This window comes from Rhabdaerophilum calidifontis (genome assembly GCF_008641065.1).
Lineage (GTDB): Bacteria > Pseudomonadota > Alphaproteobacteria > Rhizobiales > Beijerinckiaceae > Rhabdaerophilum > Rhabdaerophilum calidifontis.
Genome location: NZ_VTRS01000001.1, coordinates 205,073 through 228,650, shown reverse-complemented (window position 1 = coordinate 228,650; position 23,578 = coordinate 205,073). Strand labels below are relative to the sequence as shown.

General features: G+C 69.5%; 20 protein-coding genes and 1 tRNA gene. 10 read left to right on the top strand and 11 right to left on the bottom strand.

The features are described 5' to 3' along the window. Positions 1-55: 55 nt before the first annotated feature. Entirely contained in the window at positions 56-3,754 is a 3,699-nt protein-coding gene (gene cobN / locus FWJ24_RS01075; RefSeq protein WP_150285927.1) for a cobaltochelatase subunit CobN, read from the top strand. Beyond that, the gene (locus FWJ24_RS01070) at positions 3,751-5,076 is read left to right on the top strand and encodes a cobyrinic acid a,c-diamide synthase CobB (protein ID WP_150285926.1); all 1,326 of its coding nucleotides are present in this window, start codon (positions 3,751-3,753) and stop codon (positions 5,074-5,076) included. The genes cobN and FWJ24_RS01070 overlap by 4 nt, the downstream gene beginning before the upstream one ends. Positions 5,077-5,208: 132 nt before the next feature. Here the strand turns inward: FWJ24_RS01070 and FWJ24_RS01065 are convergent, their stop codons facing one another. The 3 genes from FWJ24_RS01065 to FWJ24_RS01055 are packed head-to-tail and all read right to left on the bottom strand — an operon-like array spanning position 5,209 to position 7,121. Next, positions 5,209-6,057 carry a class III extradiol dioxygenase family protein gene (locus tag FWJ24_RS01065; protein ID WP_150285925.1) on the bottom strand — a complete coding sequence of 283 codons (849 nt, stop codon included), beginning with the start codon at positions 6,055-6,057 and terminating at the stop codon, positions 5,209-5,211. Continuing rightward, positions 6,058-6,396 (bottom strand): extradiol ring-cleavage dioxygenase, encoded by a 339-nt coding sequence (locus FWJ24_RS01060; protein ID WP_150285924.1) that lies wholly within the window; start codon positions 6,394-6,396, stop codon positions 6,058-6,060. 11 nt (positions 6,397-6,407) lie between these two features. Further along, the gene (locus tag FWJ24_RS01055) at positions 6,408-7,121 is read right to left on the bottom strand and encodes an alpha/beta fold hydrolase (protein WP_150285923.1); all 714 of its coding nucleotides are present in this window, start codon (positions 7,119-7,121) and stop codon (positions 6,408-6,410) included. 223 nt (positions 7,122-7,344) lie between these two features. Between FWJ24_RS01055 and FWJ24_RS01050 the strand changes: the two genes are divergently transcribed. Further along, a complete protein-coding gene (locus FWJ24_RS01050; protein ID WP_150285922.1) occupies positions 7,345-8,334 on the top strand; it encodes an acetyltransferase domain-containing protein in 990 nt (329 codons plus the stop codon). An 84-nt stretch (positions 8,335-8,418) separates the two neighbouring features. On the opposite strand, the gene FWJ24_RS01045 is transcribed toward FWJ24_RS01050, so the two are convergent. The 5 genes from FWJ24_RS01045 to hemC form a co-directional block, all read right to left on the bottom strand. After that, positions 8,419-8,494, bottom strand: a tRNA-Thr gene (locus tag FWJ24_RS01045). A 61-nt stretch (positions 8,495-8,555) separates the two neighbouring features. Next, positions 8,556-10,217, bottom strand: coding sequence for a heme biosynthesis protein HemY (locus FWJ24_RS01040; protein ID WP_150286613.1), 1,662 nt, complete (start codon positions 10,215-10,217; stop codon positions 8,556-8,558). A 28-nt stretch (positions 10,218-10,245) separates the two neighbouring features. After that, on the bottom strand, positions 10,246-11,541 hold the full coding sequence (locus FWJ24_RS14685; RefSeq protein ID WP_206110764.1) for a COG4223 family protein: 1,296 nt from the start codon (positions 11,539-11,541) through the stop codon (positions 10,246-10,248). 131 nt (positions 11,542-11,672) lie between these two features. Continuing rightward, positions 11,673-12,410, bottom strand: a complete 738-nt coding sequence (locus tag FWJ24_RS01030) for a uroporphyrinogen-III synthase (RefSeq protein ID WP_166443537.1) — start codon at positions 12,408-12,410, stop codon at positions 11,673-11,675. 4 nt (positions 12,411-12,414) lie between these two features. Then, positions 12,415-13,359: a hydroxymethylbilane synthase gene (gene hemC / locus FWJ24_RS01025; RefSeq protein WP_206110763.1), complete on the bottom strand. Its 945-nt coding sequence runs from the start codon at positions 13,357-13,359 to the stop codon at positions 12,415-12,417. 132 nt (positions 13,360-13,491) lie between these two features. Here hemC and tsaD point away from each other — a divergent pair, with 132 nt between their 5' ends. Genes tsaD through FWJ24_RS01010 form a run of 3 tightly spaced genes read left to right on the top strand, consistent with a single transcriptional unit; the run spans position 13,492 to position 16,017 of the window. After that, positions 13,492-14,550, top strand: coding sequence for a tRNA (adenosine(37)-N6)-threonylcarbamoyltransferase complex transferase subunit TsaD (gene tsaD / locus FWJ24_RS01020; protein ID WP_150285920.1), 1,059 nt, complete (start codon positions 13,492-13,494; stop codon positions 14,548-14,550). Positions 14,551-14,593: 43 nt separating this feature from the next. Further along, entirely contained in the window at positions 14,594-15,580 is a 987-nt protein-coding gene (locus FWJ24_RS01015; protein ID WP_150285919.1) for an NAD(P)H-dependent glycerol-3-phosphate dehydrogenase, read from the top strand. A gap of 17 nt (positions 15,581-15,597) precedes the next feature. After that, a complete protein-coding gene (locus tag FWJ24_RS01010; RefSeq protein WP_150285918.1) occupies positions 15,598-16,017 on the top strand; it encodes an EVE domain-containing protein in 420 nt (139 codons plus the stop codon). A 456-nt stretch (positions 16,018-16,473) separates the two neighbouring features. Here the strand turns inward: FWJ24_RS01010 and FWJ24_RS01005 are convergent, their stop codons facing one another. Further along, positions 16,474-16,896 carry a DUF6455 family protein gene (locus FWJ24_RS01005; protein ID WP_150285917.1) on the bottom strand — a complete coding sequence of 141 codons (423 nt, stop codon included), beginning with the start codon at positions 16,894-16,896 and terminating at the stop codon, positions 16,474-16,476. Positions 16,897-17,122: 226 nt separating this feature from the next. Between FWJ24_RS01005 and acs the strand changes: the two genes are divergently transcribed. Further along, complete coding sequence (acs, locus tag FWJ24_RS01000; protein ID WP_150285916.1) at positions 17,123-19,069, top strand: acetate--CoA ligase; 1,947 nt, start codon at positions 17,123-17,125, stop codon at positions 19,067-19,069. Between the two features lie 7 nt (positions 19,070-19,076). Here acs and FWJ24_RS00995 read toward each other — a convergent pair whose 3' ends face one another. Further along, a complete protein-coding gene (locus tag FWJ24_RS00995; protein ID WP_246155458.1) occupies positions 19,077-20,402 on the bottom strand; it encodes an SAM-dependent methyltransferase in 1,326 nt (441 codons plus the stop codon). Positions 20,403-20,696: 294 nt separating this feature from the next. Here FWJ24_RS00995 and FWJ24_RS00990 point away from each other — a divergent pair, with 294 nt between their 5' ends. Continuing rightward, positions 20,697-21,125, top strand: coding sequence for a L,D-transpeptidase (locus FWJ24_RS00990; protein ID WP_150286611.1), 429 nt, complete (start codon positions 20,697-20,699; stop codon positions 21,123-21,125). Positions 21,126-21,146: 21 nt separating this feature from the next. Here FWJ24_RS00990 and FWJ24_RS00985 read toward each other — a convergent pair whose 3' ends face one another. Further along, positions 21,147-21,380: a DUF1674 domain-containing protein gene (locus tag FWJ24_RS00985; protein ID WP_150285914.1), complete on the bottom strand. Its 234-nt coding sequence runs from the start codon at positions 21,378-21,380 to the stop codon at positions 21,147-21,149. Between the two features lie 82 nt (positions 21,381-21,462). On the opposite strand from FWJ24_RS00985, the gene FWJ24_RS00980 reads away from it, so the two are divergent. Both FWJ24_RS00980 and FWJ24_RS00975 read left to right on the top strand, forming a co-directional pair. Further along, entirely contained in the window at positions 21,463-22,188 is a 726-nt protein-coding gene (locus tag FWJ24_RS00980) for an RluA family pseudouridine synthase (RefSeq protein ID WP_150285913.1), read from the top strand. 16 nt (positions 22,189-22,204) lie between these two features. After that, positions 22,205-23,551, top strand: coding sequence for an RsmB/NOP family class I SAM-dependent RNA methyltransferase (locus FWJ24_RS00975; RefSeq protein ID WP_425468883.1), 1,347 nt, complete (start codon positions 22,205-22,207; stop codon positions 23,549-23,551). The last annotated feature ends 27 nt before the right edge of the window (positions 23,552-23,578 follow it).

Below are 23,578 nucleotides of genomic sequence, written 5' to 3'. Positions count from 1 at the left end.
GGGCCTGCCGCATGCCGCCAGCCTGCCCCCTGCCCACGCGGCGCGGTGACACGCCATGCACATGCGGCTGTTCCAGAAAGGCAAGATCGATTTCGGCGCCCCGAACCGCGAGGAGCATCAACCAACCGCCGATATCGTCTTCATCAGTGCCCATGACAGCGAATTGCGCCTTCTGGCCGAATGTCATCGCGATATCGGCGCGGATGCGCCGTCTCTGACCCTGACGAATTACCTGACGCTGACGAATCCTTCGGCGATCGCCCCCTACATCGAGGAAACCCTTCGCGGCACAAGGCTCGTCGTCCTGCGCCAGATCGGCGGGGAGAGCTATTGGCCGGAAGGCGTCGATGCGCTGCGGGAATGGGCTTTCGCGAAACCGGGCCGCCAGCTCGCCCTCGTGCCCGGCGGAACGGTCTGGGACGAGCAATATGCTGCGCGGGGAACCGCAGGGCTCGAAAAGACCCGATCGCTCTGGCGCTATCTGAGCGAGGGCGGTGCGCGCAATGTCCGCAACGGCCTGCATTTCATGGCATCGCTGCTCGACGGGAGGGAGGAGGTGCCACCCCCCGAGCCGATGCCGCTGGCCGGCTTCGTCGCTTCGGAAGACGCATGCCCCGCCGATGCGGCTCTGATCATCTACCGCGCCCTCGCCCAGGCCGGCGATCTCGAGCCTGCCGATGCCCTGCGGGAAGCCCTGAAACAGCAGGGCCTGCGCCTGAGCATCCTTTATGTTTCCAGCCTGAAGGATCCCGTGGCGCGCGACGTGGTTGCTTCGGCCCTGAAGGTGGTGGCGCCATCCGTGGTCATCAACGCGACCGCTTTTGCGGCTGATACCGCTGCCCTTTTTCGGGAAACACCCGTGCTCCAGACGGCCTTTGCGGGCCAGTCGCGCAGGGAATGGGCGGCTTCCCAACGCGGCATGGGGCCGTCCGATCTCGCCATGCATGTGGTGATGCCCGAGCTTGACGGACGCATCTTCACAAGCCCCGTCGCCTTCAAGACGAAGATCGCCTGGGATGCCGAAGCGCACCATGTTCCGACCGTGCTGCAGGCAGAGCCTTCGCAGGTGGCCGCGCTGGCGGCGCGCGCGGCGGCACTGGTGAAGCTGCAGCGCACGAAGCCGGGCGAGCGGCGGCTGGCCATCATCCTCGCAAATTATCCGAACCGCGATGGCCGTCTGGCCAATGGGGTCGGCCTCGACACGCCGCAATCCTGCGCCGATCTTGTCGCAGCCCTCGAAGCAAACGGATATCTGACCGGCGACGCGCCGCGCACATCGGCGGGCCTTATGGCATTGCTGGCGGCCGGCCCCACCAACGCGGCGGACAAGACCGCGCCTGCCTCCGTCGCGTGGCCACTCGAGGCCTACCGAAGGGCCTTCGCCGCGCTTCCCGCCGATCTCCGGCAGCAAGCGCGCGATCAATGGGGCGAGCCGGAGGCCGACCCGCATGCCGTCGGCGGCGCGATCCAGCTGGCGCTGCACCGCTTCGGCAACCTGGTCCTCTGCATACAGCCTTCCCGAGGGTATGATGTCGACCCGGCCGCGACCTTTCATGATCCGGCCCTTGTGCCGCCGCACCGTTACATCGCGACCTATCTCTGGCTCCGGACGGAGTTCCAGGCCCATGCCTTCATCCATCTCGGCAAGCACGGCAATCTGGAATGGCTGCCCGGCAAGGCGGTCGGCCTGTCGCAAGCCTGTTGGCCCGCCGCGCTGATCGGCCCTCTGCCGAACATCTACCCGTTCATTGTCAACGATCCGGGTGAAGGCGTGCAGGCCAAGAGGCGCATTTCTGCGGTCATCATAGATCATCTCACGCCGCCGCTGACGCGGGGAGAGCTGCATGGCGATCTGGCGCAGCTTGAAACGCTGGTCGATGAGCATGCATTGGCGACCGATCTCGACCCGCGCCGTGCCCGCAGGCTGGCCGATGAAATCGCGGGCTATGCATCCGTGCTTCGCCTCGACGAGGATATCGGGCTGAACGCCGCGATGCCGATCGAGGAGCAGGTTCGCCGCGTTGACGCGCATCTGTGCGATCTCAAGGAAATGCAGATCCGCGATGGACTGCATGTGATCGGTTCTTCCCCGCAGGGGCGTTTGCGCACCGATCTCGCGGTCTCGATCGCGAGGGTGCCGCGTCCCGGCGAGGCACCGGCCGCGCGCTCGCTTCACCGGGCGATCGCGGCCGATCTCGGCCTCGGCGATTTCGACCCCCTCACGCGGGACCTTTCCGCCGCCTGGACGGGCCCGAGACCGCACGCGCTGATCCGCCTCTCCGCCGATCCATGGCGGAGCGCGGGCGATACCGTCGAGCGGGTCGAATTGCTGGCGCAACAGCTTGTTGGCGAGACCCGGAATTGCCCTTCTGAATGGGCGCGGACATCTGCGGTTCTTGCCTGGATCAGATCGACGCTGCTGCCGGCCGTGGATGCCTGCGGAGCGGCGGAAACAGCGGCGATCCTCGCGGCCCTCGACGGCAGGCATGTCGCACCCGGTCCGAGCGGCGCACCGAGCCGGGGCCGCCCGGACGTACTGCCGACCGGCCGCAATTTCTATGCCGTTGATCCGCGCGCGGTGCCGACACCGTCGGCCTTTGCCATCGGCAAGGCCAGTGCCGAAGCGCTGGTCAAGCGCCATTGGGACGAGACGGGAAGCTGGCTCAGATCCGTTGCCTTTTCCGCCTGGGGCACCGCCAACATGCGCACCGGCGGCGATGACGTGGCGCAGGCGCTGGCGCTTCTCGGCTGTCGGCCTGTCTGGGAACCCGCATCGGGCCGTGTGACCGGATTCGAGATCCTGCCCGCCTCCGAGATGAGACGCCCGCGCGTCGATGTAACCTTCCGGGTTTCGGGCCTGTTCCGCGACGCCTTCCCGACCCAGATGGATCTGATCGACAGCGCCGTCAAAGCCGTCGCCGCGCTGGACGAGGACGCGCATCAGAACCCTGTCGCTGCCGCCGTCAGACGCGAGGTGAGGGCTTTGAGAAAGGCCGGACACGACCTGCCCTCCGCAACACGATTGGCGAGCGCCCGCGTGTTCGGTGCCATGCCGGGCGCTTACGGGGCGGGCCTTCAGGCGCCGATCGACAGCGGTGCCTGGACGGGGCGCGCAGACCTATCGGAACTCTACCTCGCCTGGAGCGGATTCGCCTATGGCGGCGGACAGGATGGCCGCGCCGACCGGGAAGCCCTGGAGCGCCGGCTGCGAGCCGCCGATGCCGTGCTGCAGGCGCAGGACAATCGCGAGCATGATCTGCTCGATTCCGACGATTACTACCAGTTCATGGGCGGCCTTGCCGCGAGCATCGAAACGCTGTCGGGAAGACCCGTCCCGATCTACCATACGGATACTTCGCGTCCGGAAGACCCCAAGGTCAGGACGCTTGCCGAAGAGATCGCCCGCGTCGTCCGGGGCCGTGCCGCGAACCCCAAATGGATCGCCGGAATCATGCGTCACGGCTACAAGGGTGCGTTCGAAATGGCCGCCACACTGGATTACCTGTTCGCATTCGCCGCGACGACGCATGCCGTCAAGAGCCATCATTTCGATCAGCTCTTCGACGCCTATCTGGCGGACAACGCCGTTCGGACGTTTATCCGCGAGCATAATCCCGATGCGCTGCGCGAAATGGCCCTGCGCTTCGAGGAAGCGATCCGGCGCGGGTTCTGGCAGCCGCGTTCGAATGGAGCCAGGGCGATCCTCGCCGAATTGTCCGGTTCGGCGGCGGCTGTTGCAGGGCCGGCCTCATGAGCCCGCCCTATCCGGGTCAATCCGGCCTGATCATCGCGGCGACGCATTCCGGCGCGGGCAAGACCAGCCTGACCACCGGCCTCATCTTCGCCCTGTGCCGGAAAGGGTTGCGGATCCAGCCGTTCAAATGTGGTCCGGATTACATCGATCCGGGCTTTCTCGGCGCTGCGGCGGGGCGGCCCTGCTTCAATCTCGACGGCTTTGCGATGGGAACCGCCGAGATGGCCGGAATCCTTGCGCTCGCCGGCAGCCATGATCTCGCCATCGCGGAAGGCGTGATGGGCCTGTTCGATGCCGGCCCTGCCCCGGGCAGGACCGGCGCCGGTTCGACCGCCGATATCGCCGCGGCAACCGGTTGGCCCGTGATCCTGGTCATCGATGCCGCAAAGATGGCGCAGACCGCCGGCGCCATCGCGCTGGGCTGCGCAACCTTCAGGCCGGATGTTCTCGTGGCCGGCGTGATCCTCAACCGCGTCGCCAGCGAACGGCACCGGGAACTTGCCGAAACGGGCCTCGATCAGGCCGGCATTCCGCTGCTCGGAAGCCTGCCTGCGCGCAAGGAGGGCCATCTGCCCTCTCGCCATCTCGGTCTCGTGCAGTCCGGCGAGATGTCGAACCTCGCGAGCATCATCGAAGGGCTGGCAGAGCACGTCGCAGCAGGTATCGATCTCGAGGCCCTGATCCGGCTGGCGCGGCCCGCGCGCCTTACCGGGCAACACCCCCTGCGCATGGCACCTCCGGGCGGGCGGATAGCCCTTGCCCGCGATGCGGCCTTCTCGTTCATATACCCGCACATGATCGCCGGGTGGCGCGCATCCGGCGCCACCATCCTGCCGTTCTCGCCGCTCGCCGACGAGCCCCCGGACGAGAGCGCGGATATCGTCTGGCTGCCAGGGGGATATCCGGAATTGCATGCGCCGCGTCTGACGGATGCGGGCCGGTTTCGCAGCGGCATGCAGGCCTTCGCCCGCAGGAAACCCGTCCATGGCGAGTGCGGCGGATACATGACCCTTGGCGCGGGCATCACGACCCGTGACGGAGCGCGCCATGCCATGCTCGGTCTGCTGGGGCTTGAAACCAGCTTCCTGCCGAAGCGCATGCGGCTTGGCTATCGTCGTGCCACCCTGCTGGAAGCCATGCCCGGGCTGGCCGCAGGCACCAGGCTGATCGGCCATGAATTCCACTATGCCGGGATCACCCACCAGCCCGATGCGCCGCTCGCCGTCATCCGCGATCCGACGGGGGCCGTGATGCCGGAAACCGGCAGCCGGCGCGGGCATGTGACAGGATCGTTCTTTCATCTGATCGCGCGCGACGCCTGAAACGAACCCCGCCGGCACCGCGGGCCGAGAGCACAGGCGCCCAGCCAGGAATGATGCGGCCGGGGGGGGGGGGGCAGCACGCTGGCTCCCGGTTCCGATGATCGGCCGGATGCGACCCTCCCTCTTTCGGGCTCAGGCCGCCCGGTTCTCGAGCACGATCATGCCGGCACCGGTCATCGAGGCCGGCAGGTGGTAATGCGTGTGCCGGACCTCGACCTCGCGGTCCATCGCCCCGCGCATCACCAGCCACATCATCAGTTCCGCGCCTTCGGAACCGAAGAGCCGCACGTAATCCTCGCGCGACATCGCGGCGAGACGGTCGGGATCGGCGGCGATATCGGCGAGGAAGGCGCGGTCCGCCTCGGCATTGGTGAAGCCGGCGCGGCTCCCCTGCAATTGATGCGAGAGCCCGCCGGTACCGATCACCACGAAGCGTTCGTCGCTGTCGAAGCTGTCGATCGCCTGCCGCAGCGCCCGCCCGAGCTGGTAGCAGCGCGCCGGCAGGGGAATCGGATACTGGATGACATTGACGAAGATCGGCACGATCTTCACCGGCCACGCGGTTTCCGGCCGGCCGAAGAACAGCTCCATCGGCACCTGCAGACCATGATCGACCTCGATCTCCTGGACAATCATGGGGTCGAAATGGCTCTCGACCAGCCTGTCGACGAGATGCCAGCCGAAAGCGGCATGACCCGCGAAGACCGGGATGGCGCGCGGCCCCCAGCCCTCGTCGATCGGCCGGTATTCCTCCGCGCAGCCGATCGCGAAAGTCGGCACCTTGTCGAGGAAGAAGGCGTTGCCGTGATCGTTGAAGATCACCACCGCCACATCCGGGCGGTTGGCTTCGCACCAGGCCCGGCCCGGCACCGTGCCGTCGAAGAACGGCTTCCAGTCCGGCGTTTCGCGCAGGCCCTTGTCGAGCGCCGCGCCGATCGAGGGAACATGCGAGGCCCCGAGACCTCCGATGAGCTGTGCCATTTACCGCTTCCCCAGACGTTCGCGCAGGAAGGTTTCGTGATCCATTCCCGCCTGATGGGCGCCGATCTCGGTCATCCGCACCGGATCGATCGCCGAGATCTTGAGCAGGTAGAAGACATTGCCGCCGAGGCGCACCATCTCCCGCCAATCCCGCGCCATCACGGCCCGTTTCTCCTCGGGGCTGAGCCCGAACCGGTTGAGATAGGCGCTCTCATCGGCGCGGAAGGCATCGCGGTTCGCGGGCGTGCCGAGCCCCATCGCCATCTTGTTGAGATTGTAGCCACGGCGCTGGCGGGCCCGGTCGAAGAGCGGGGTATCGGGAATGCGGTCGGGGTCCATCGCCCTCTCCTTCATGTTCCGGCGCGCGGCAGCGCAAGCCAATCCGCCAGCGCGGCGCTGACCTGGCCCGGCTGCTCGACGGGCGCGAAATGGCCGCTCTCCTCGATGATCGCCAGCCGCGCGCGGGGGATCGCGGCCGCCATTTCCTCGTGCTGCGCGAGCGGGCTCCAGCGATCCTGGCGGCCGACCATCACCAGCACCGGGCAGCGGATATCCGGCAAGGCCGGCCGCATGTCGGGCCGGGCGAGCAGCGCCTGCACCTGCCGCGCATGCTGTTCCGGCGTCGCCCGCTCGACCATCGCGGTCAGCGGCCCGATCAGCGTCGGGTCGTCCTCGCGGTCGGGGTGGAGCATCGGCGGCAGCCAGCGCGCGGCCAGCGCGCGCATGCCCTCCCGCCGCGCGAGATCGACGAGCGGCTGCCGCACCGCCGCCTCGTCCGCGCGCGCCGGCCCGGCGCCGGTATCCATCAGGCACAACGCCGCCACCCGATCCGGCGCCTGCCGGACGGCCTGAAGCGCCGCGCGCCCGCCCATCGAGAAGCCGACCAGCACGACCTCGCCCTCGAACAGGCCGAGCGCCGCCTCGGCCATCGCGGCAAGGCTGTTGTGCCGGGAGAAATCCGCAACGCGGATCTCGGCATGGGGCGCGAGCGCCGCAACCTGCGCGGTGAAGACCGAGGCATCGCAGAGCAGCCCCGGCATGAACACGATCCGCGGTCCCGCCATTGCGTTCTCCGTGTTGTTGCGCGACAGATTGTCGATCCGGGAACTGAGAATACAAATGCTTTGTTTGCGCCATTTCATGAATTTACTTCATGAAACTCCGAGAGCCGAACTGACGGGTCAGGCCCCCCGCCGGAGGATTCCGCTCTGGAGGCGACCGGAAACCGGCCGGAAAAGCCCCTGAATACGCCTCCGCTCGCCGGGCCCGACATGGGAGACGATCGACATGGGAGATGATGCCGTCGGGCCCCGGGATGTCGCAGGCCACACGCACGCCACCCGGCGCATGGCCGCGCTCGACATTGCGCGCGGCATGGCGATCGTGGCGATGATTGTCTATCACACCGCCTGGAACCTCTCCTTCCTCGGGCTGAGCGCGGTCGATATCCGCGACAGCACGCTCTGGACGGGCTTTGCCCGCGCCATCGCCGCGAGCTTCCTGGCGCTGACCGGGATCGGGCTTGTGCTGGCGCATCGGCGCGGGTTCGACGCGCCCGCCTTCGGGCGGCGGCTGGCGCGGATCGCCGGCGGCGCGCTGCTCGTCACCGCCGGAACCTACCTCGTGTTCCCCGGAAGCTTCGTGTTCTTCGGCATCCTGCATGCCATCGCCGTCTTCAGCCTTCTCGCCCTGCCGGCGCTGCGGCTGCCTGTCGCGATCGTGATCGCGCTGGCGCTCGCGATCTTCGCCCTGCCCTGGCTCTGGCGCAGCGAGGCGTTCTCATCGCCCTGGCTGGTCTGGCTGGGGCTCGGTACACGCGAGCCCGTGACCAATGATTTCGTGCCGCTTTTCCCCTGGTTCGGCATGGTGCTCGCGGGAATCGCCTTCGCCCGCCTCGCCGGGCTCGGCGATATCCCCGCCGCAACCGCCGCGCCGGTCTCCCGGCCCGGCAAGGCGCTGGCCTGGGCCGGACGCCGCAGTCTCGCAATCTACCTGCTGCATCAGCCGATCCTGTTCGGGGCGCTCTGGCTGCTCGCGCTGGCGATCCAGCCTGCGCCAGACCCGGAAGCGCGCGGCTTCCTCTCCGCCTGCCGAGCCGAATGCCGCGCGACGGGCGGAGAGGTTCTGAGCTGCCAGGCGCTGTGCCGGTGCGCGGTCGAGGGACTGAAGGCGGAAGGCCTCTGGGCACAGGCTCTCGCCGGGCAGCTCGACACCGCCGGCAGGCTCCGCCTCGATGCGATCAGCCACGCTTGCGCGGCGGATTCCGCAGCGCGCTGATGCAGAACCCGAAGGAACCGCGCGCATTTGCTAGAACTTTCAGTCGCTTGAGAAGTTCGGAAAACGTCCGGAAAGGGGAAGAATTGGTGCCGCAAGAGGGAATCGAACCCCCGACCCCATCATTACGAATGACGTGCTCTACCAGCTGAGCTATTGCGGCTTGGGAAAGTAGCCCATAGCGGGACTCGCGCTGCCGCGCAACCCGCTTCCCGCGCGAAGTCTCAACCGCCGAACAGTCGGAAGCCGGTCTTGGCCGGTGCCGGGCCGGGCTCAGGGCCCGGATCATCGGCATTGACCGGCCGGAACGGGTCGAAAACCGGCAAAGGGCCGGGCGCCTCCGCCATCTCGGCCGGCGGTTGCGTCTCGGCGGGGCTTGCGTCAGGAGCGGGCGGCGCCTCGACTTCGAGGATGGTCGCCCCCGCGGCGCTGTTTCCGGCCATATCCTTCGCCGGCACGCCCTTCTCCGGCGGAACCTGCCCCGGAATCGGATCCGGATCGGGCATGATCCCGGACCGGACCGCCGCTTCGGCTGGCGCAGCCGGAATCGCCGGCGCCGGATCGAACCGGTCGGCATCGATCCGGGCGCGCAGATGCGTCTCGCTTGCCTGCGGCGGATCGCGCCATTCGAAGGCGCCGATCCGGCCCGTCACCGGCGAGACCGGCGCCCATTCGTCCGCCACGACGCCGTCGGCCACCCAGGCCGGGTCGCGCGGCGCCCGCGAGGCCCGTGCGAGCCAGGCGCGAACGAGCCCCTGGTTGCCGCTCTCGAGCTCCTCCAGCTCGGCCATCATCAGGCAGGCGCGCGCCGTCGGCTTTTCGAGCGCCAGCGATTCCAGCGCCTCGCGCGCGTCGGTGAATTCGCGCGCGTCGAGCGCCGCGCGGGCGACAGCGAAGCGCGATTCGCGGGCATGCGGCGCGAGCCTGCGCAGGGTCCGTGCGCGCTTCAGCCGGTCGAGCGCCGAATCGCCGGGCCGGACGCCGAGATAGGCCTCGGAAAGGTCGGGGTGCGGGCCGGTCTTCCAGGCGGTTTCGAGAATGCGCGCCGCGCGGGCATAATCGCCGCGGGCCGAGAGCCGGCGCGCCGCCACCACCGCCGCCGGCACGAGGCCCGGCTCGGCGCGCAGCGCGTCGAGCGCTAGAGCGAGCGCCTCGTCGGGGCTGGTTTCGACGACAGCGCGCGCCGCCGCCGCCAACAGGATCGCGCGGCTTCGCCGGCCTTCGGCACGGCCGATCAGCCGCCGCGACACCGATTGATCGACGATGGCGATCGCGCCTTTCCAATCCCCGCTCGCCGCACGGAAGCCGAGCATGGCCTCGTTGGGCCAGGCCGAATCCGGGGCGCGCGCCAGCGCCGCCTCGGCAAGACGGAGCGCCTCGGCTGCATCGCCCTTGCGCATCGCCTCGATATAGAGCCCGCGCAGGCCGAGGCTCGCGGTATCCGCACGCTCGAGCATGGCGCGGAAGGCGGTTTCGGCGCCGCGCGGATCACCCGCGAGTTGGGCCGCCTGCGCGCGCAACAGCAGCGCCAGCGGCTCGTGCCCCAACAGCCGTTCCGCCTCCTGCGCATGGCGCTGCGCCAGCCGGGTGTCGCCGGTGCCGACCGCGATGAGCCCGCGCCCCACCGCCTGCTGGCCGCGGGCCTGCCGCCGCATCCGGTTCGCGAGCCCGATCAGGCTCGGCAGCCTCAGGAGCAGACGAAGCAGGGTCCAGCCGACCATCAGCGCCAGCGTCAGCGCCGCGATCACGCCGATACCGGTGATCAGCGATACCCGGAATTCCGTATCCCCGACCTGGAGAACCACATGCCCCGGCGTATCCGCGACCTCGGCAAGACCAAGGGCGAGCACGAGCAGCACGCCGAGGAACAGCACCAGCCTGATCATGGGTCCGCCTCGCTCCCGCCGCGTGTTGCTATTGTCCGCCGGCCGCCGCGGCCAGGGCGGCGAGCGCCTCGCCCCCGAGCGCCGCCAGCACCGCCTCCGCCTGCTGGCGCGCCGTGGCGCGCTTCAGCCATTCCGCATGCGCCGGCGCCGATGCCGGGGACAACTGACCGATCGCGCGCAGCGCCGCGGCGATGTCTTCCCGGAGGAGGGCCTGCTCGGCGCGGGCGAGATGCACGGCATCATCGCTGCCGGTCGTTTCGCCGGCCTTGCGGATCTCGACAAGCGAGAGCGCGCTGGCGCGGAGGCGGTCGAGCGTCGAGCCTTCCGCCGGCCGGGCATCGGCCTTGGGCCGGGCGTCGCGAAGGTCGTCGAGCAGCCCGCGCGCGCCCGGCGCGCCGGTTGCGGCGAAGGGCCGCAACGCGGCGAGCCTTTCGGATGCGATGCCGGCTTTCGCCAGGAGATCGAGCGGCGTCGCCAGAGGGCGGCCGGCACGGAACGCCTCCTGCGCCAGCGTCACCGCCGCGAGGCGCGCCTGCGCGCGGCCGATCGCCTCGCCCGCGGCGCGTGCGGCGAGGCGGGATTCGAGCGCTGCGATTGTCGTGGCCAAGGCCTCGATCCGCTCCGGAAGCACCTTGCCGCCCGCCTCCAGCGCCGCGACCCGGCCGGCCAGCGCGGCATGCTCGCCGGCGGAACCGCCGGCCGGCGCCGAGCGTCGCGCCAGCGTTTCCAGGGCCGCAGCACGCTCGGCGCTCTCCCTGGCAAGCGCGGCGTCAAGGCGGGCAAGGTCCGCGCGGAGGGCCTTCAGCGCCGCCGGATCCTCGGCAAGCCGAGCCTCAAACCCGGCGATGCGCTCGGCGAGCGCGTCGGCCGCGGCCGGAAGCGGAGGAAGCGCGGCGATCCGGCGCTCGAGGGCCTCGATCCGCGCCGAGACGGCTTCCTGCGTCGGCGCCAGGCGATCCGACAGCACGCCGCCCGCGAAGCCGCCGGCAAGCCCCGCCGCCAGTGCGAAGAGCACCGGAGCAGCGCCGCGGCGCGGTGTCGCTTCCGCCGGAGGGAAGGATGGCGCGGGCGAGGGCGGCGGCGTGGAAATCTCCGGCCCCTTCTCCGCGCCCGGCGCGGGATTGGAGAGAGCCGGTTCGGGTATCGGGACGTCCGGTGCGGCCGGTGCGGCCGTCTCGTTCACCTCCCGCACGGCCTCGGCGGGAAGGTCGATGGCGATCGCGGATTTCGATCGCGGAGTGCGCCCGCCCTGCGCCGATTTCGGCGCCGCGCCGGAGGCAGCCTCGGATTTGGGATCGTCGCCGTTATCCGCTGTCTGAGGCATCCCGCGCGTTCCCGTCTCTGAGTGAGGCCCATCGGGCGCCGGGCGACGCGAGGTTCCGGCGCTCCATGCGTCCATGAACCGGAATCGGGCCGGGGCGTCAATCGGGAAAAGGTCGCCCGTCGCGCCGACGTTCAGAGACAGGCGATGAGGCTCGCGGCATCCGGACGGGCAGCCACGGCGATCTCCAGCCGGTGCCGCGCCGCCCGCGTTGCCGCCTCGGCAATGGCGGGCGAAAGGCAGAGCTGGCGCGGCCGCGCCGCCGCCTCGGCGAGCCCGGCAGCGCCGGCCAGCGCGAAATAGGTGCGCGCGGATTCTGCCGAGAAATGCAATACGGCGTCGCAGGTTGCGGCCGCCAGCGCCGCCCGCGCCGGCTCCGGTAATTCACCCGCCGGCCGGACGCGATAGCGCAGGGTGAGCGCCATCCGATACCCGGCGCGGCTCAGCGCCGCCTCCAGTTCCGGTCGGCGCGGCACGCCGGCGGCGTAAAGCAGGGTCGCGGGCGGCGGCAGGCCCTCGACAATCGCCGCGAAGAGCGCCCCGGCATCCGCCGCGGCGGCGGCGATCCGCGCGAACCCGGCCTCGGCGGCAGCCTCCGCCGTCCGGGCGCCGACGCAGAACACCGGAAGATCCTGCAAACCCGTCGGCGCCGGCGCGCCGCGGAAGGCGTTGCGGCTGGTGGCGATCACGGCATCCGGCCTCTCGCCGGCCTGCGAGGCGGGCCGTGAGAATGGCCACGCGAAGGGCCAGGGCTCCGAGAGCGGCTCGACGATCCGCAGCGGCGCGACGATCGGCACATGCCCCGCCTCGCGCAGCATTGCAGCGCTTTCCGCAGCCTCGGCCGCGGGGCGGGTGACGAGAACCCGCGCCATGGCCTCAAGGCCCTCCAGTGCCGGCGCCCATGAAGCCGGGCGGCAGCGCGGCGCGGATCTCGCGACCGAGCGCGCGGCCGAGCGCCGCCGCCTCCGCGGCCGGCGCATCGCCCGCGATCGGCACCGCGTCGCGCCCGTCCGGCGCCAGCACGATGCCACGGAAAGCGAGATGGCCGCCGGACAACCGGGCATGGCCGCCGATCGGTGTGCGGCAGGAGCCGTCAAGCTCGGCGAGAAAGGCGCGCTCGGCGGCGAGTTCGGTGCCGGTTCCGGCATCGAGAATCGGCGCCAGCCAGTTCCGCGTCGCAGGATCCGCCGCGCGTGCCACCAGCGCGATCGCTCCCTGCCCCACCGCCGGGATGAAACGGGCCTCGTCGAGAATCTCGGTCACCGCATCCGCCAATCTGAGGCGCCGCAACCCGGCCATGGCGAGGATCACCGCATCGAACGCGCCAGAGCGCGCCTTGTCGAGCCGCGTCTCGACATTGCCGCGCAGCGGCTCGACGCGCAGGTCGGGCCGCAGATGCCGGAGCATCGCCTGCCGACGCAGCGAGACGGTGCCGATCCGTGCGCCGGATGGCAGGGCATCGAGCGTGCCGGCGCGCGGCGCAACCAGCGCATCCCGCGCATCCTCGCGCGGCAGGCAGCCGGCAAGCACCAGCCCTTCGGGCAGGATCGTCGGCAGATCCTTGGCGGAATGCACGGCGATATCGATCCGTCCCTCGATTTGCGCGAGGTCGATCTCCTTCGTGAACAGGCCCTTGCCGCCGATCTCGGCCAGCGGCCGGTCCTGCGTGCGATCCCCGGTCGTGGTGATGATCTCGATCGCGATCCGCTCCGGCGCGAGGCCATGCGCGGCGGCGAGCGCATCGCGGGTCATCCGGGCCTGGGCCAGCGCGAGGGGGCTTCCACGGGTTCCGATCCGCATGATCGGCGCAATCTTCGCCATTTTTCTGTCCGAATCTCAGCCGTCAGGCCATGGAGGGGCTGGCCCGCGGCCGCGCGAGGCTCTATCGCGCTATGGGACAGCGAACAAGGGCGGCGCGTCGCGCCGCGGCATCCGCAACCGAAAGACGGCGCGATGACCCTGGTGCTCGGAATCGAGACGACCTGTGACGAAACCGCCGCGGCGATCGTCGAGCGCCGGTCCGACGGCGAGCGCCGTATCCGGGCGAACCGGATCCGCTCGCAGGTCGCGGAGCACGCGCGCTTCGGCGGCGTGGTTCCGGAAATCGCCGCCCGTGCCCATGTCGAGGTGCTCGACAGGATGATCGCCGAGGCCATGGACGAGGCGGGGATCGGCTTCGGCGATCTCGACGCCATCGCCGCCGCCGCCGGGCCGGGTCTGATCGGCGGCGTGATGGTGGGGCTGACCACGGCAAAGGCGCTGGCGCTCGGGCTCGGCCGGCCGCTGCTGGCGGTCAACCATCTCGAGGCGCACGCGCTGACCCCGCGCCTCGTCGACGACGTGCATTTCCCCTATCTGCTGCTGCTCGCTTCGGGCGGGCACACCCAGCTCGTCGCGGTGCGGGAGGTCGGCCGCTACACCCGGCTCGGCACCACGATCGACGATGCGATCGGCGAAGCGTTCGACAAGGTCGCCAAGATGCTGAGCCTCGGGTTTCCGGGCGGTCCCGCCGTCGAGCGCGCGGCGCGCGACGGCGATCCCGAGCGGTTCGCGCTGCCCCGGCCGATGCTCGGCAAGCCGGACCCGGATTTCTCCCTCTCCGGCCTGAAGACGGCGGTGCGGCTCACCGCCGAATCCGTCGAGCCGCTGACGGCGACCGATATCGCCGATCTCTGCGCGAGCTTCCAGGCAGCGGTGGTCGATTGCGTGATCGACCGCACGCGCGTCGCGATCCGCGCCTTCCGCCGCGAGATCGGGACACCCTCGGCGCTCGTCGTCGCGGGCGGTGTCGGCGCCAACCGCGCCATCCGCCAGGCCCTGCAACGCTCCGCCACCGAGGCCGGGCTGCGCCTCGTCGTGCCGCCGCCGGCGCTCTGCACCGATAACGGCGCGATGATCGCCTGGGCAGGAATCGAGCGGCTCGATCGCGGCCTCGTCGATGGGCTGGATGTCGCGGCGCGGCCGCGCTGGCCGCTCGATGCCGCGCGGGCGCAGCCGGGGGCGCGGGCGTGACCATGCGGGGCAGCGCGGTGGATCTGCCGGGAGGCGGCGTGGCATGACGGATCGCGTCGCCATCATCGGCGCCGGCGCCTGGGGCACGGCGCTGGCGCTGGCCTTCGCCCGCGCCGGCCGGGCGGTGACGCTCTGGGGCCGCGACGCCGCGCGGATGCAGGCGATGGCAAACAGCCGGACCTGCGGCGAGATCCTGCCCGGAATCGCGCTCGAACCGGGAATCCGGCCGGTTTCCGCCCTGGCCGAACTCGCCGCGCATCCGCTGATCGTGATGGCGGTGCCGACACAGGCGCTCTGGACGATGGCGCGGCAGCTGCGCGGCGAAGTCGCGCCGACCGCGATCATCCTCTCCGCCGCCAAGGGCATCGAGCGCGAGACCGGCTATTTCGTCACCGAGAGCATGGCGGATGCGCTGGGGCCGCACCGATTCGGCGTGCTCTCCGGCCCCTCCTTCGCCGCCGATGTCGCGCGCGGCCTGCCGACCGCGATCGTGCTGGCGCTCGCCGAGGCCGAGACCGCCGAACGCATCGCCCAGGCGCTCTCCGGCCCCGGCTTCCGCGTCTACCATTCCACCGATATCCGCGGCGTCGAGATCGGCGGCGCCGCCAAGAACGTGCTGGCGATCGCCGCCGGCATCGTGGCCGGGATGGGCCTCGGGGAGAGCGCCCGCGCCGCGATGATCGCGCGCGGCTTCGCCGAATTGCGGCGCTTCGCGGCGAGCCACGGCGCCCGGCCCGAGACGCTGATGGGCCTTTCCGGCCTCGGCGACCTCGTGCTCACCGCCTCCTCGCCGCAATCGCGCAATTACGCGCTGGGCCTCGCGCTGGGGGCGGGCAAGCCGCTGGCGGCGGCCAACCCCTCCGGCAAGCTGGCCGAGGGCGCCTTCACCGCCGCGATCCTCGCCGACATGGCCGCGCGCCGCCAGGTGGAGATGCCGATCGTGACGGCGGTTGCCCGCGTGCTCGCCGGCGCCATTTCCGTTCCCGACGCGGTGCGGGAACTGATGAGCCGGCCGCTCAGGGCGGAATAGGAAGGAGAAGCCACACAATGGCGCATTGGCTCGTGAAAAGCGAACCGTTCAAATGGTCGTGGGAGATGCAGGTCGCGGCGGGCGCGCAAGGCACGTTCTGGGACGGCGTGCGCAACCATTCCGCCAAGCTCAACCTGATGGCGATGCGCAAGGGTGAGCAGGTCTTCTTCTACCATTCGAACGAGGGGCTCGAGATCGTCGGCATCGTCGAGGTGATCCGCGAGGCCTATCCGGATCCCACCGCCACGCCGGGCGAACCCTGGGTGGTCGTCGATTTTGCGGCCCTGCGCGCGCTGAAGCGCCCGGTAAGCCTCCGCGAGATCAAGGCAAACCCCGCTCTCTCGAAGATGAGCCTCGTCACCTCGATGCGGCTTTCGGTGCAGCCCGTGACGGAGGCGGAATGGAACGCAATTCTCGCGATGAGCGAAGGGGGCTAATTCTTAATTTTATTTAACAAATTCTGTCCATGTAATCATCTTTCTGGGTTCTATCCTAGAGTTAATTTGCCTGTTCAAAGGCCTTAGACAATAATTGATCTCGGATGTCGTCAGCCATTCAGCTTGTCGGGGTTCGGGATGTGGGTCTCGTTTTGCATCGCACCGCTCTTCTTCGGCTTGTTCCTCCTGCGGCGCTCGCCAATGATTGTACTTCACTGCCTCGGGGAGAGATTTGTCCGGGCAGGCACGGCGCCCCGGCAGGCGGGTTTCAACCCGGCTTCGGTTCAGGGCCCGGCGAGGCGCCCACGCAGCCGGTGGGCGCGCGCCCGGCCATCGGCCGCGGCGCGGCGCCAATCCTGCGCCCCGGCTCCTCATCGCCCCGGGCGACCAATATGGAAATGAAGCTCCGCGGCTACGGGCTCAGCGTCGGCGTCGTGCGACGCTTCTGACCGTCCGTCAGGGGCCGCATTCAGAATGCTGCGCGCGTGCCAGAGCCGCCATCGTGCCGGCATTGGGGCAGAACGCGCCGGCTTCCGACGGCTCGATGCCCTCGGCGAGACCATGCGCGCAACGCCGCTCCTGTGCGCAGCGCGCGCAGGTGAGCGTCATGTCGCGCATCAGTTCCGGCGATTCCCGTTCGATCCGTCCCGGATCGAGGCCATGCAGCGCCATCATCCGGCGCATGAGCCCGATCACGGCCCCGCTCCGGCACGTCGTGTCGCGCAGGTCGTCGATGCTGACGCGCAGATCGGCGGCGATGTGCCGCAATTCCTCCGCGTCGAGCGCGTCGAGTTCCCGGGCACGCGCCTGACGCCTGAACCATTCCACGATCGCCTGAAACGGCGCCTGCGGCAGAGCGGACAAAGCAATGCGCGACATGGCGACACCTCCGGTTTCGAGCAAACCTGCTTCCTCCTGAACAGGGTCGCGATGATGGAGATCAATTCCACTTGGCGCGAAATCTGTCGCGGCGCTCCCGCCTCCTCCCAATTGCCGAGGCGGCGCGCCTTCCGCCACTGCCGGCTTTCCGCTACAAAAGTCCTAACAGAAAACGGGGTGGCCGGCCCTCGCGGGCCCAGGCCGCCGGGATGTGCGGGAGGTGACCATGTCCGAGAAAAGCTATGACGTGCCGGGCGAATGGCGGAAGCGCGCCTATGTCGACGACGCGGCCTATGAGGCGCTCTATGCCGCCTCGATCCGGGACCCGGATGCATTCTGGGCCGAGCATGGCAAGCGGATCGACTGGTTCCGGCCCTATACCGGGGTCCGGAACACGCGCTATACGCCGGGCGATGTCTCGATCCGCTGGTTCGAGGACGGCACGACCAACGTCGCCTATAATTGCGTCGACCGCCACCTTGCCCGCCGCGCCAACCAGACCGCGATCATCTGGGAGGGGGACGACCCGTCGAAATCCCGCCACATCACCTATGCGGAACTCCATCGCGAGGTGTGCCGCATGGCGAACGTGCTGCGCGCGCATGGCGTGAAGAAGGGTGACCGCGTCACCATCTACCTGCCGATGATCCCCGAGGCGGCCTATGCGATGCTCGCCTGCACGCGGATCGGCGCGGTGCATTCCATCGTGTTCGGCGGCTTTTCGCCGGAGGCGCTGGCCGGCCGCATCGAGGATTGCGATTCCCGCATCGTGATCACCGCAGACGAGGGACTGCGCGGCGGCAAGACGGTGCCGCTCAAGAAGAATGTCGATGTCGCCGCCAACAAGGTCCATCCCGCCCTGGAGAAGGTCATCGTCGTCCGGCACACGGGCAACGACGTACACATGCAGGACGGACGCGACGTCTGGTATCATCACGAGGCGGCAAAGGTCTCCGAGCATTGCCCCGTCGAGGAGATGAATGCGGAGGACCCGCTCTTCATCCTCTACACGTCCGGATCGACCGGGAAGCCGAAGGGCGTTCTGCACACCACCGGTGGCTATCTGGTCTATGCCGCCATGACGCATCAATACGTCTTCGATTACCATGAAGGCGACATCTACTGGTGCACCGCCGATATCGGCTGGGTGACCGGCCATTCCTACATCGTCTACGGGCCGCTCGCGAACGGCGCGACGACGCTGATGTTCGAGGGCGTGCCGAACTACCCGTCGATGAGCCGCTTCTGGGAAGTGATCGACAAGCACCAGGTCAACATCTTCTACACCGCCCCGACCGCGATCCGCTCGCTGATGGGCGCGGGCGAGGACGCGGTCAAGAAGACCTCGCGGAAATCGCTGCGCCTGCTCGGCTCGGTCGGCGAACCGATCAACCCGGAAGCCTGGGAATGGTATTACCATGTCGTCGGCGAGGGCCGCTGCCCGATCGTCGACACCTGGTGGCAGACCGAGACCGGCGGCATCCTGATCACGCCGCTGCCCGGCGCCACGAAGCTGAAGCCGGGCTCGGCGACGCGGCCCTTCTTCGGTATCAAGCCGGAGATCGTCGACGCCGAGGGCCGGGTGCTGGAAGGCGCCTGTGAGGGTAATCTCTGCATCGCCGAATCCTGGCCGGGCCAGATGCGCACGGTCTATGGCGATCACAAGCGCTTCATGGAGACGTATTTCTCGACCTATCCGAACAAGTATTTCACCGGTGACGGCTGCCGGCGCGACGCCGACGGCTATTACTGGATCACCGGCCGTGTCGATGACGTGATCAATGTCTCCGGCCATCGCATGGGCACCGCCGAGGTGGAGAGCGCGCTCGTCGCGCACGAGGCGGTGTCGGAGGCGGCGGTGGTCGGCTATCCGCATGACATCAAGGGGCAGGGTATCTACGCCTATGTCACGCTGATGAACGGCGTCACGCCGAGCGAGGATCTGCGCAAGGCGCTCGTCACCACCGTGCGCAACGAGATCGGCCCGATCGCGACGCCGGACAAGATCCAGTTCGCACCCGGTCTTCCGAAGACCCGCTCCGGCAAGATCATGCGCCGCATCCTGCGCAAGATCGCCGAGGACGATTTCGGCACGCTGGGCGACACCTCGACGCTGGCCGATCCGTCGGTGGTCGACGATCTGATCGAGAACCGGCAGAACAAGCGGGCGTGAGCCGGCCTCAGCGGTAGAGATCGGCCCGCGAAGGCGGAACATTCAGCGCGAGGGCGTCCCCCTCGCGCTTCTTTTTTGATGCGAGCGTCTGGAAGATCGCGAGCGAGCCGCGCGAGAAGGCGAGGCTCACCCCGGCGAGATAGGCGAGCCAGATCCGCGTGCGCTCCGGGCCGATCATCGCCTCGGCTTCGTCGCGGCGGGCATAAAGGCGGCGGCACCAGAGTGCACAGGTGCGGGCATAATGCGCGCGCCAGCCCTCGATATCGTGCACCTCGAAGCCATGCGCCTCGAGCATCATCGTCGAATGGCCGATATGATCGACCTCGCCGCCCGGGAAGATGTAGGCGGTCATCGCCTTGTATTCCGGCCGCATGCGGTGGAAGGCCTTCTCGCTGCGCCGCCCGCGCCGGGTGATCGCGTGATGGAGATAGAGCCCGCCGGGCTTGAGCAGGCGGTTGACCGCCGCGAAATACGTCGCATGCGCCGAGAAACCGACATGCTCGTACATGCCGATCGAGGCGATCTTGTCGAATTGCCCCTCCATCGCCTCGTAGGGCTTGAGTTCGAGCGTCACCAGATGCGCGACGCCCGCCGCCTCGACCCGGCGGCGCCCCTCCTCGATCTGCGCCGGTGAGAGCGTCACACCATGCCCTTTGACACCGTAATGCTTCGCCGCGTGGATCAGCAGCGCGCCCCAGCCGCAGCCGATATCGAGCAGGCTCTCGCCGGGCTGGAGCCGCAGTTTCCGGCAGATCATGTCGAGCTTGTCGGCCTGCGCCCGATCGATATCCTCGTGCCATTCGGGAAAATAGGCGCAGGTATAGACCATGCGCGCGTCCAGAAAAAGCTGGTAGAATTGGTTCGAGAGATCGTAATGGAACGGGATATCGACCGCGTTTTGCTTGGTTCCCTCGCGCGCGAGCGGGCGACCCTGGCTGTCAAAGCCCGTCCCCGCCGCCATCCCCTTCGCGAAGGCGAGGGGCAGAAGAGCGCCCGCAAGGCGCGCTATGCCGATGCGCCGGAGCACCTTGCCCGGCTTCTCCGAGGGACGCAGGGCGGCGGCATCGAGGAAAGTGCCGCCGGAAAGGTCGATCGCGCCGGCGGCGTAGCCCTTGAGCAGGGTCGACAGCCGCGGCCGCCGGATGAGGCTCGGGATCAAGCCGGGATCGCGCAGATGGAGCCGCAAGCGCTCGTGCCGCCGGTGCGGCCCGAGCATCTCGACGCTCCCGTCCCAGAGTTCGACCGGAATGCCGAGCGGGAACGCCTCGCCCAGGAGCCGCAGCAGCGCCCGGCTCTTCTCGACGCGGCGGATATCGACGGGCCTGGCTTGCACGGGTGATCTCGTCCGGCGCGTGGATCGGACGCGCAGGAATGCACGACGCGGCCGCGCTGGCAAGAATGCTGCGTCGCATGCGATCCGAGCCCGTCCGCGCATCCGCCCCCTCACACATTCTTAACCGCGTTCGCGTCGCGCCTGTCGCGGATAAGGAATTGGCGAGATCCGCCCGCGATCCTTCGCCCGAACCACGTGCAACCATCGGAATCCGCCTTGGTCGATCGCCGTTCCCTGCTGCTCCTCGTGCCCGCGGTCACGCTCGCTCCGAAGCTGGAGGCGCGGGAGCGCATCATGCTCCCGGCGATGCTCGAAGCCGGCGACATCCTGGTCTCCACCCGCCAGCGGATGCTGTATTTCGCGGAAGGGAACGGTGCCGCGATCCGCTATCCGGTCGCGGTCGGCAAGCCCGGCAAGCAATGGTTCGGCACGCGCCTCATCGACGGCAAGCATATCCGCCCTGCCTGGGCGCCGCCCGCCGAGGTGAAGCGCGCCAACCCCGCGATTCCCGATTTCATCCCCGGCGGCGCGCCGAACAACCCGATGGGCGCGGCGGCGCTCACGATCTATCCCGGCGAATACGCGATCCATGGCACAAGCGCCGCGATGCGCGCCTCGATCGGCTCCTTCGCCTCGTTCGGCTGCATCCGCATGCTCGACGAGGACATTCTCGATCTCTACCCGCGCGTGCGGGTGGGGGCGCAGGTGCATGTCGTGGCGTGATCGCGCCGGGCCGCCGCCGGATCAGAAATCGCTCGCGATCCCCTTTGCTTCCCAGTCGCCGTAGCGCACCGGGTCCTTGCCGCCGCGGCCCTTGATCTCGCGCGTCTTCGCGAGCTCCGCCTCGCGCGCCTCCTGCGCAGCGCGCCGTTCGGCAGCCTCGGCGAGCGCCCGGCGCGCCGCCGCGCTCGGCGGCCGGCGGGGCGCCGAGGGATCGGCAACGGCAGCGCTCGCGGCGGTTTCGGATTTCTCGGACATCGGCTATGACCCCGCTCCCGGTTTCTGCCGGAGAGATAGGACGGGCGACGACCGAAAGCCAGAGCCCGTCGGGGGCCATGCCATGCTGCCGACCGCCGCCGAGATCACCGCCCGCATCCTCTATCGCGATGCCGAGATGCTGGTGCTCGACAAGCCAGCCGGAATCGCGGTGCACAAGGGGCCGAAGGGCGGCGTGACGCTCGATGCCTTCCTGCCCGATCTCGCCTTCGGCGCCGCCGAGATCCCGCAACTCGCGCATCGGCTCGACCGCGAGACCTCCGGCTGCCTCGTGCTCGGCCGCAGCCGCGCCGCACTGAGGCGGCTCGGCGCCGCCTTCGCCGCCGGGCGCATCGCCAAGACCTATTGCGCCATCACCTGCGGCGCGCCGGAGGCCGAGGCCGGACTGATCGATCTGCCGCTGGCTCGCAGGAGCCATGACCGGCGCTCCTGGTGGATGAAGGCCGACCCCGCCGGCGACCCGGCGCTCACGCGCTATCGCGTGCTCGGCCGCGGCGAGGGGCTCGCCCTGCTGGCGCTGGCGCCCGAGACCGGCCGGACGCATCAGCTCCGCGTGCATTGCGCCGGCTCCGGCTTCCCGATCGCCGGGGACCGCATCTATGGCGGGGATCGCGCCATGGCCGCGTCGCGCGCGCTCCAGCTTCACGCCTGGCGAATCGTCGTGCCGGGCCCGCGCAAGGGCGACGCGCCAATCCGGGTGACGGCGCCGCTCCCTTCCGCTATGAGCGGGTTCCTCGCGTTGCTGGCCATCGATTCCACGCCGCTCGCCGACCTGCCCGACAGGCTCTGACCCCGCTCCACGGAGGATGATTGTGGCGAATCCACGCTCCGGCTCCCCCCGGCGCCGCCGCCCCGCCGGCATGGCGGTGCCCGGCCTCGCGCCCCGGCGCGTGGCGGCCGAGGCAATCCGCCGCGTGCTGCGCGAGCGCCGCAGCCTCGACGAGGCGCTGCAATTCGCCGGTGCTGCCGCCATCGAGCCGCCGGACGCCGCGCTGGCGCGCGCCATCGCCACCGTCGCCTTCCGCCGCATGGGCACGATCCGCGCCGCCCTGGCGGAACGGCTGCGCGACGGTTCCCCGCCGGATATCGAACTGCTCGACGGGGCGCTGCTCATCGGCGCCGCGCAGATCCTGTTCATGGAGGTGCCGGATCACGCCGCCGTCCATCTTTCGGTCGAACTCGTCAAATCCGATGCGCGCGCCATGCATTACGCGCCGCTTGTCAACGCCGTCCTGCGGCGGATCGCCGGGGAGACCGGGGAAATCCTCGCCGCAAGCGACACGCTGACCACCGACATGCCGGGCTGGCTGCGCGCGCGCTGGGGCGCCGCCTATGGCGAGGCAACCGTACGCGCCATCGCCGACGCGCATCGCCTGCCGCCGCATATCGACCTGACGCCGACCGGCCCCGCCGCCGCACTCGCAGCCGCGACCGGCGGCGAGGTGCTGCCCACGGGCTCCGTGCGGCTGCGGCGCGAGGGGCGGATCGCCGACCTGCCCGGCTATGCCGAGGGCGCCTTCCTGGTCCAGGACGCGGCGAGCGCCCTGCCCGCCCGCCTCGTCGGCGCGCAGCCGGGCCAGCGGATCGCCGATCTCTGCGCCGCGCCCGGCGGCAAGACCGCGCAACTTGCGCTGACCGGCGCGCAGGTCGTCGCCGTGGAACGCAGCGCCATGCGCGCCACCCGCATCCGCGAGAACCTCGCCCGCCTGCGCCTCGAGGCGGAACTCGTGATCGCCGATGCCGGCACATTCACGGGCGGGCCCTTCGACGCGGTGCTGCTCGACGCGCCATGCTCGGCCACCGGGACGATCCGCCGCCATCCCGAGATCGCCTGGTCGAAGCGGCTGGAGGATATTCTCACCCTGGCCGGCGCGCAGGCACGTCTCCTTGCGCATGCCGCGACGCTGGTGCGCGCCGGCGGCCGCCTCGTCTACGCAACCTGCTCGCTCGAACCCGAGGAAGGCGAGCGCCAGATCGCACGCTTCCTGGAAGAGCGGCCGGATTTCATGATCGAGCCGGTCCGGCCCGGCGAATTGGGGATCGAACCCGCCGCTGTGACCACCGGAGGGTTGCTGCGTGTTTTGCCGTCGCATGGTGCAAGCTATGGCGGCATGGATGGATTTTTCGCGGCAAGGTTGCGGCGTCGTGAATAATTGTCCAGAAGGCCGATGGGAGATCGC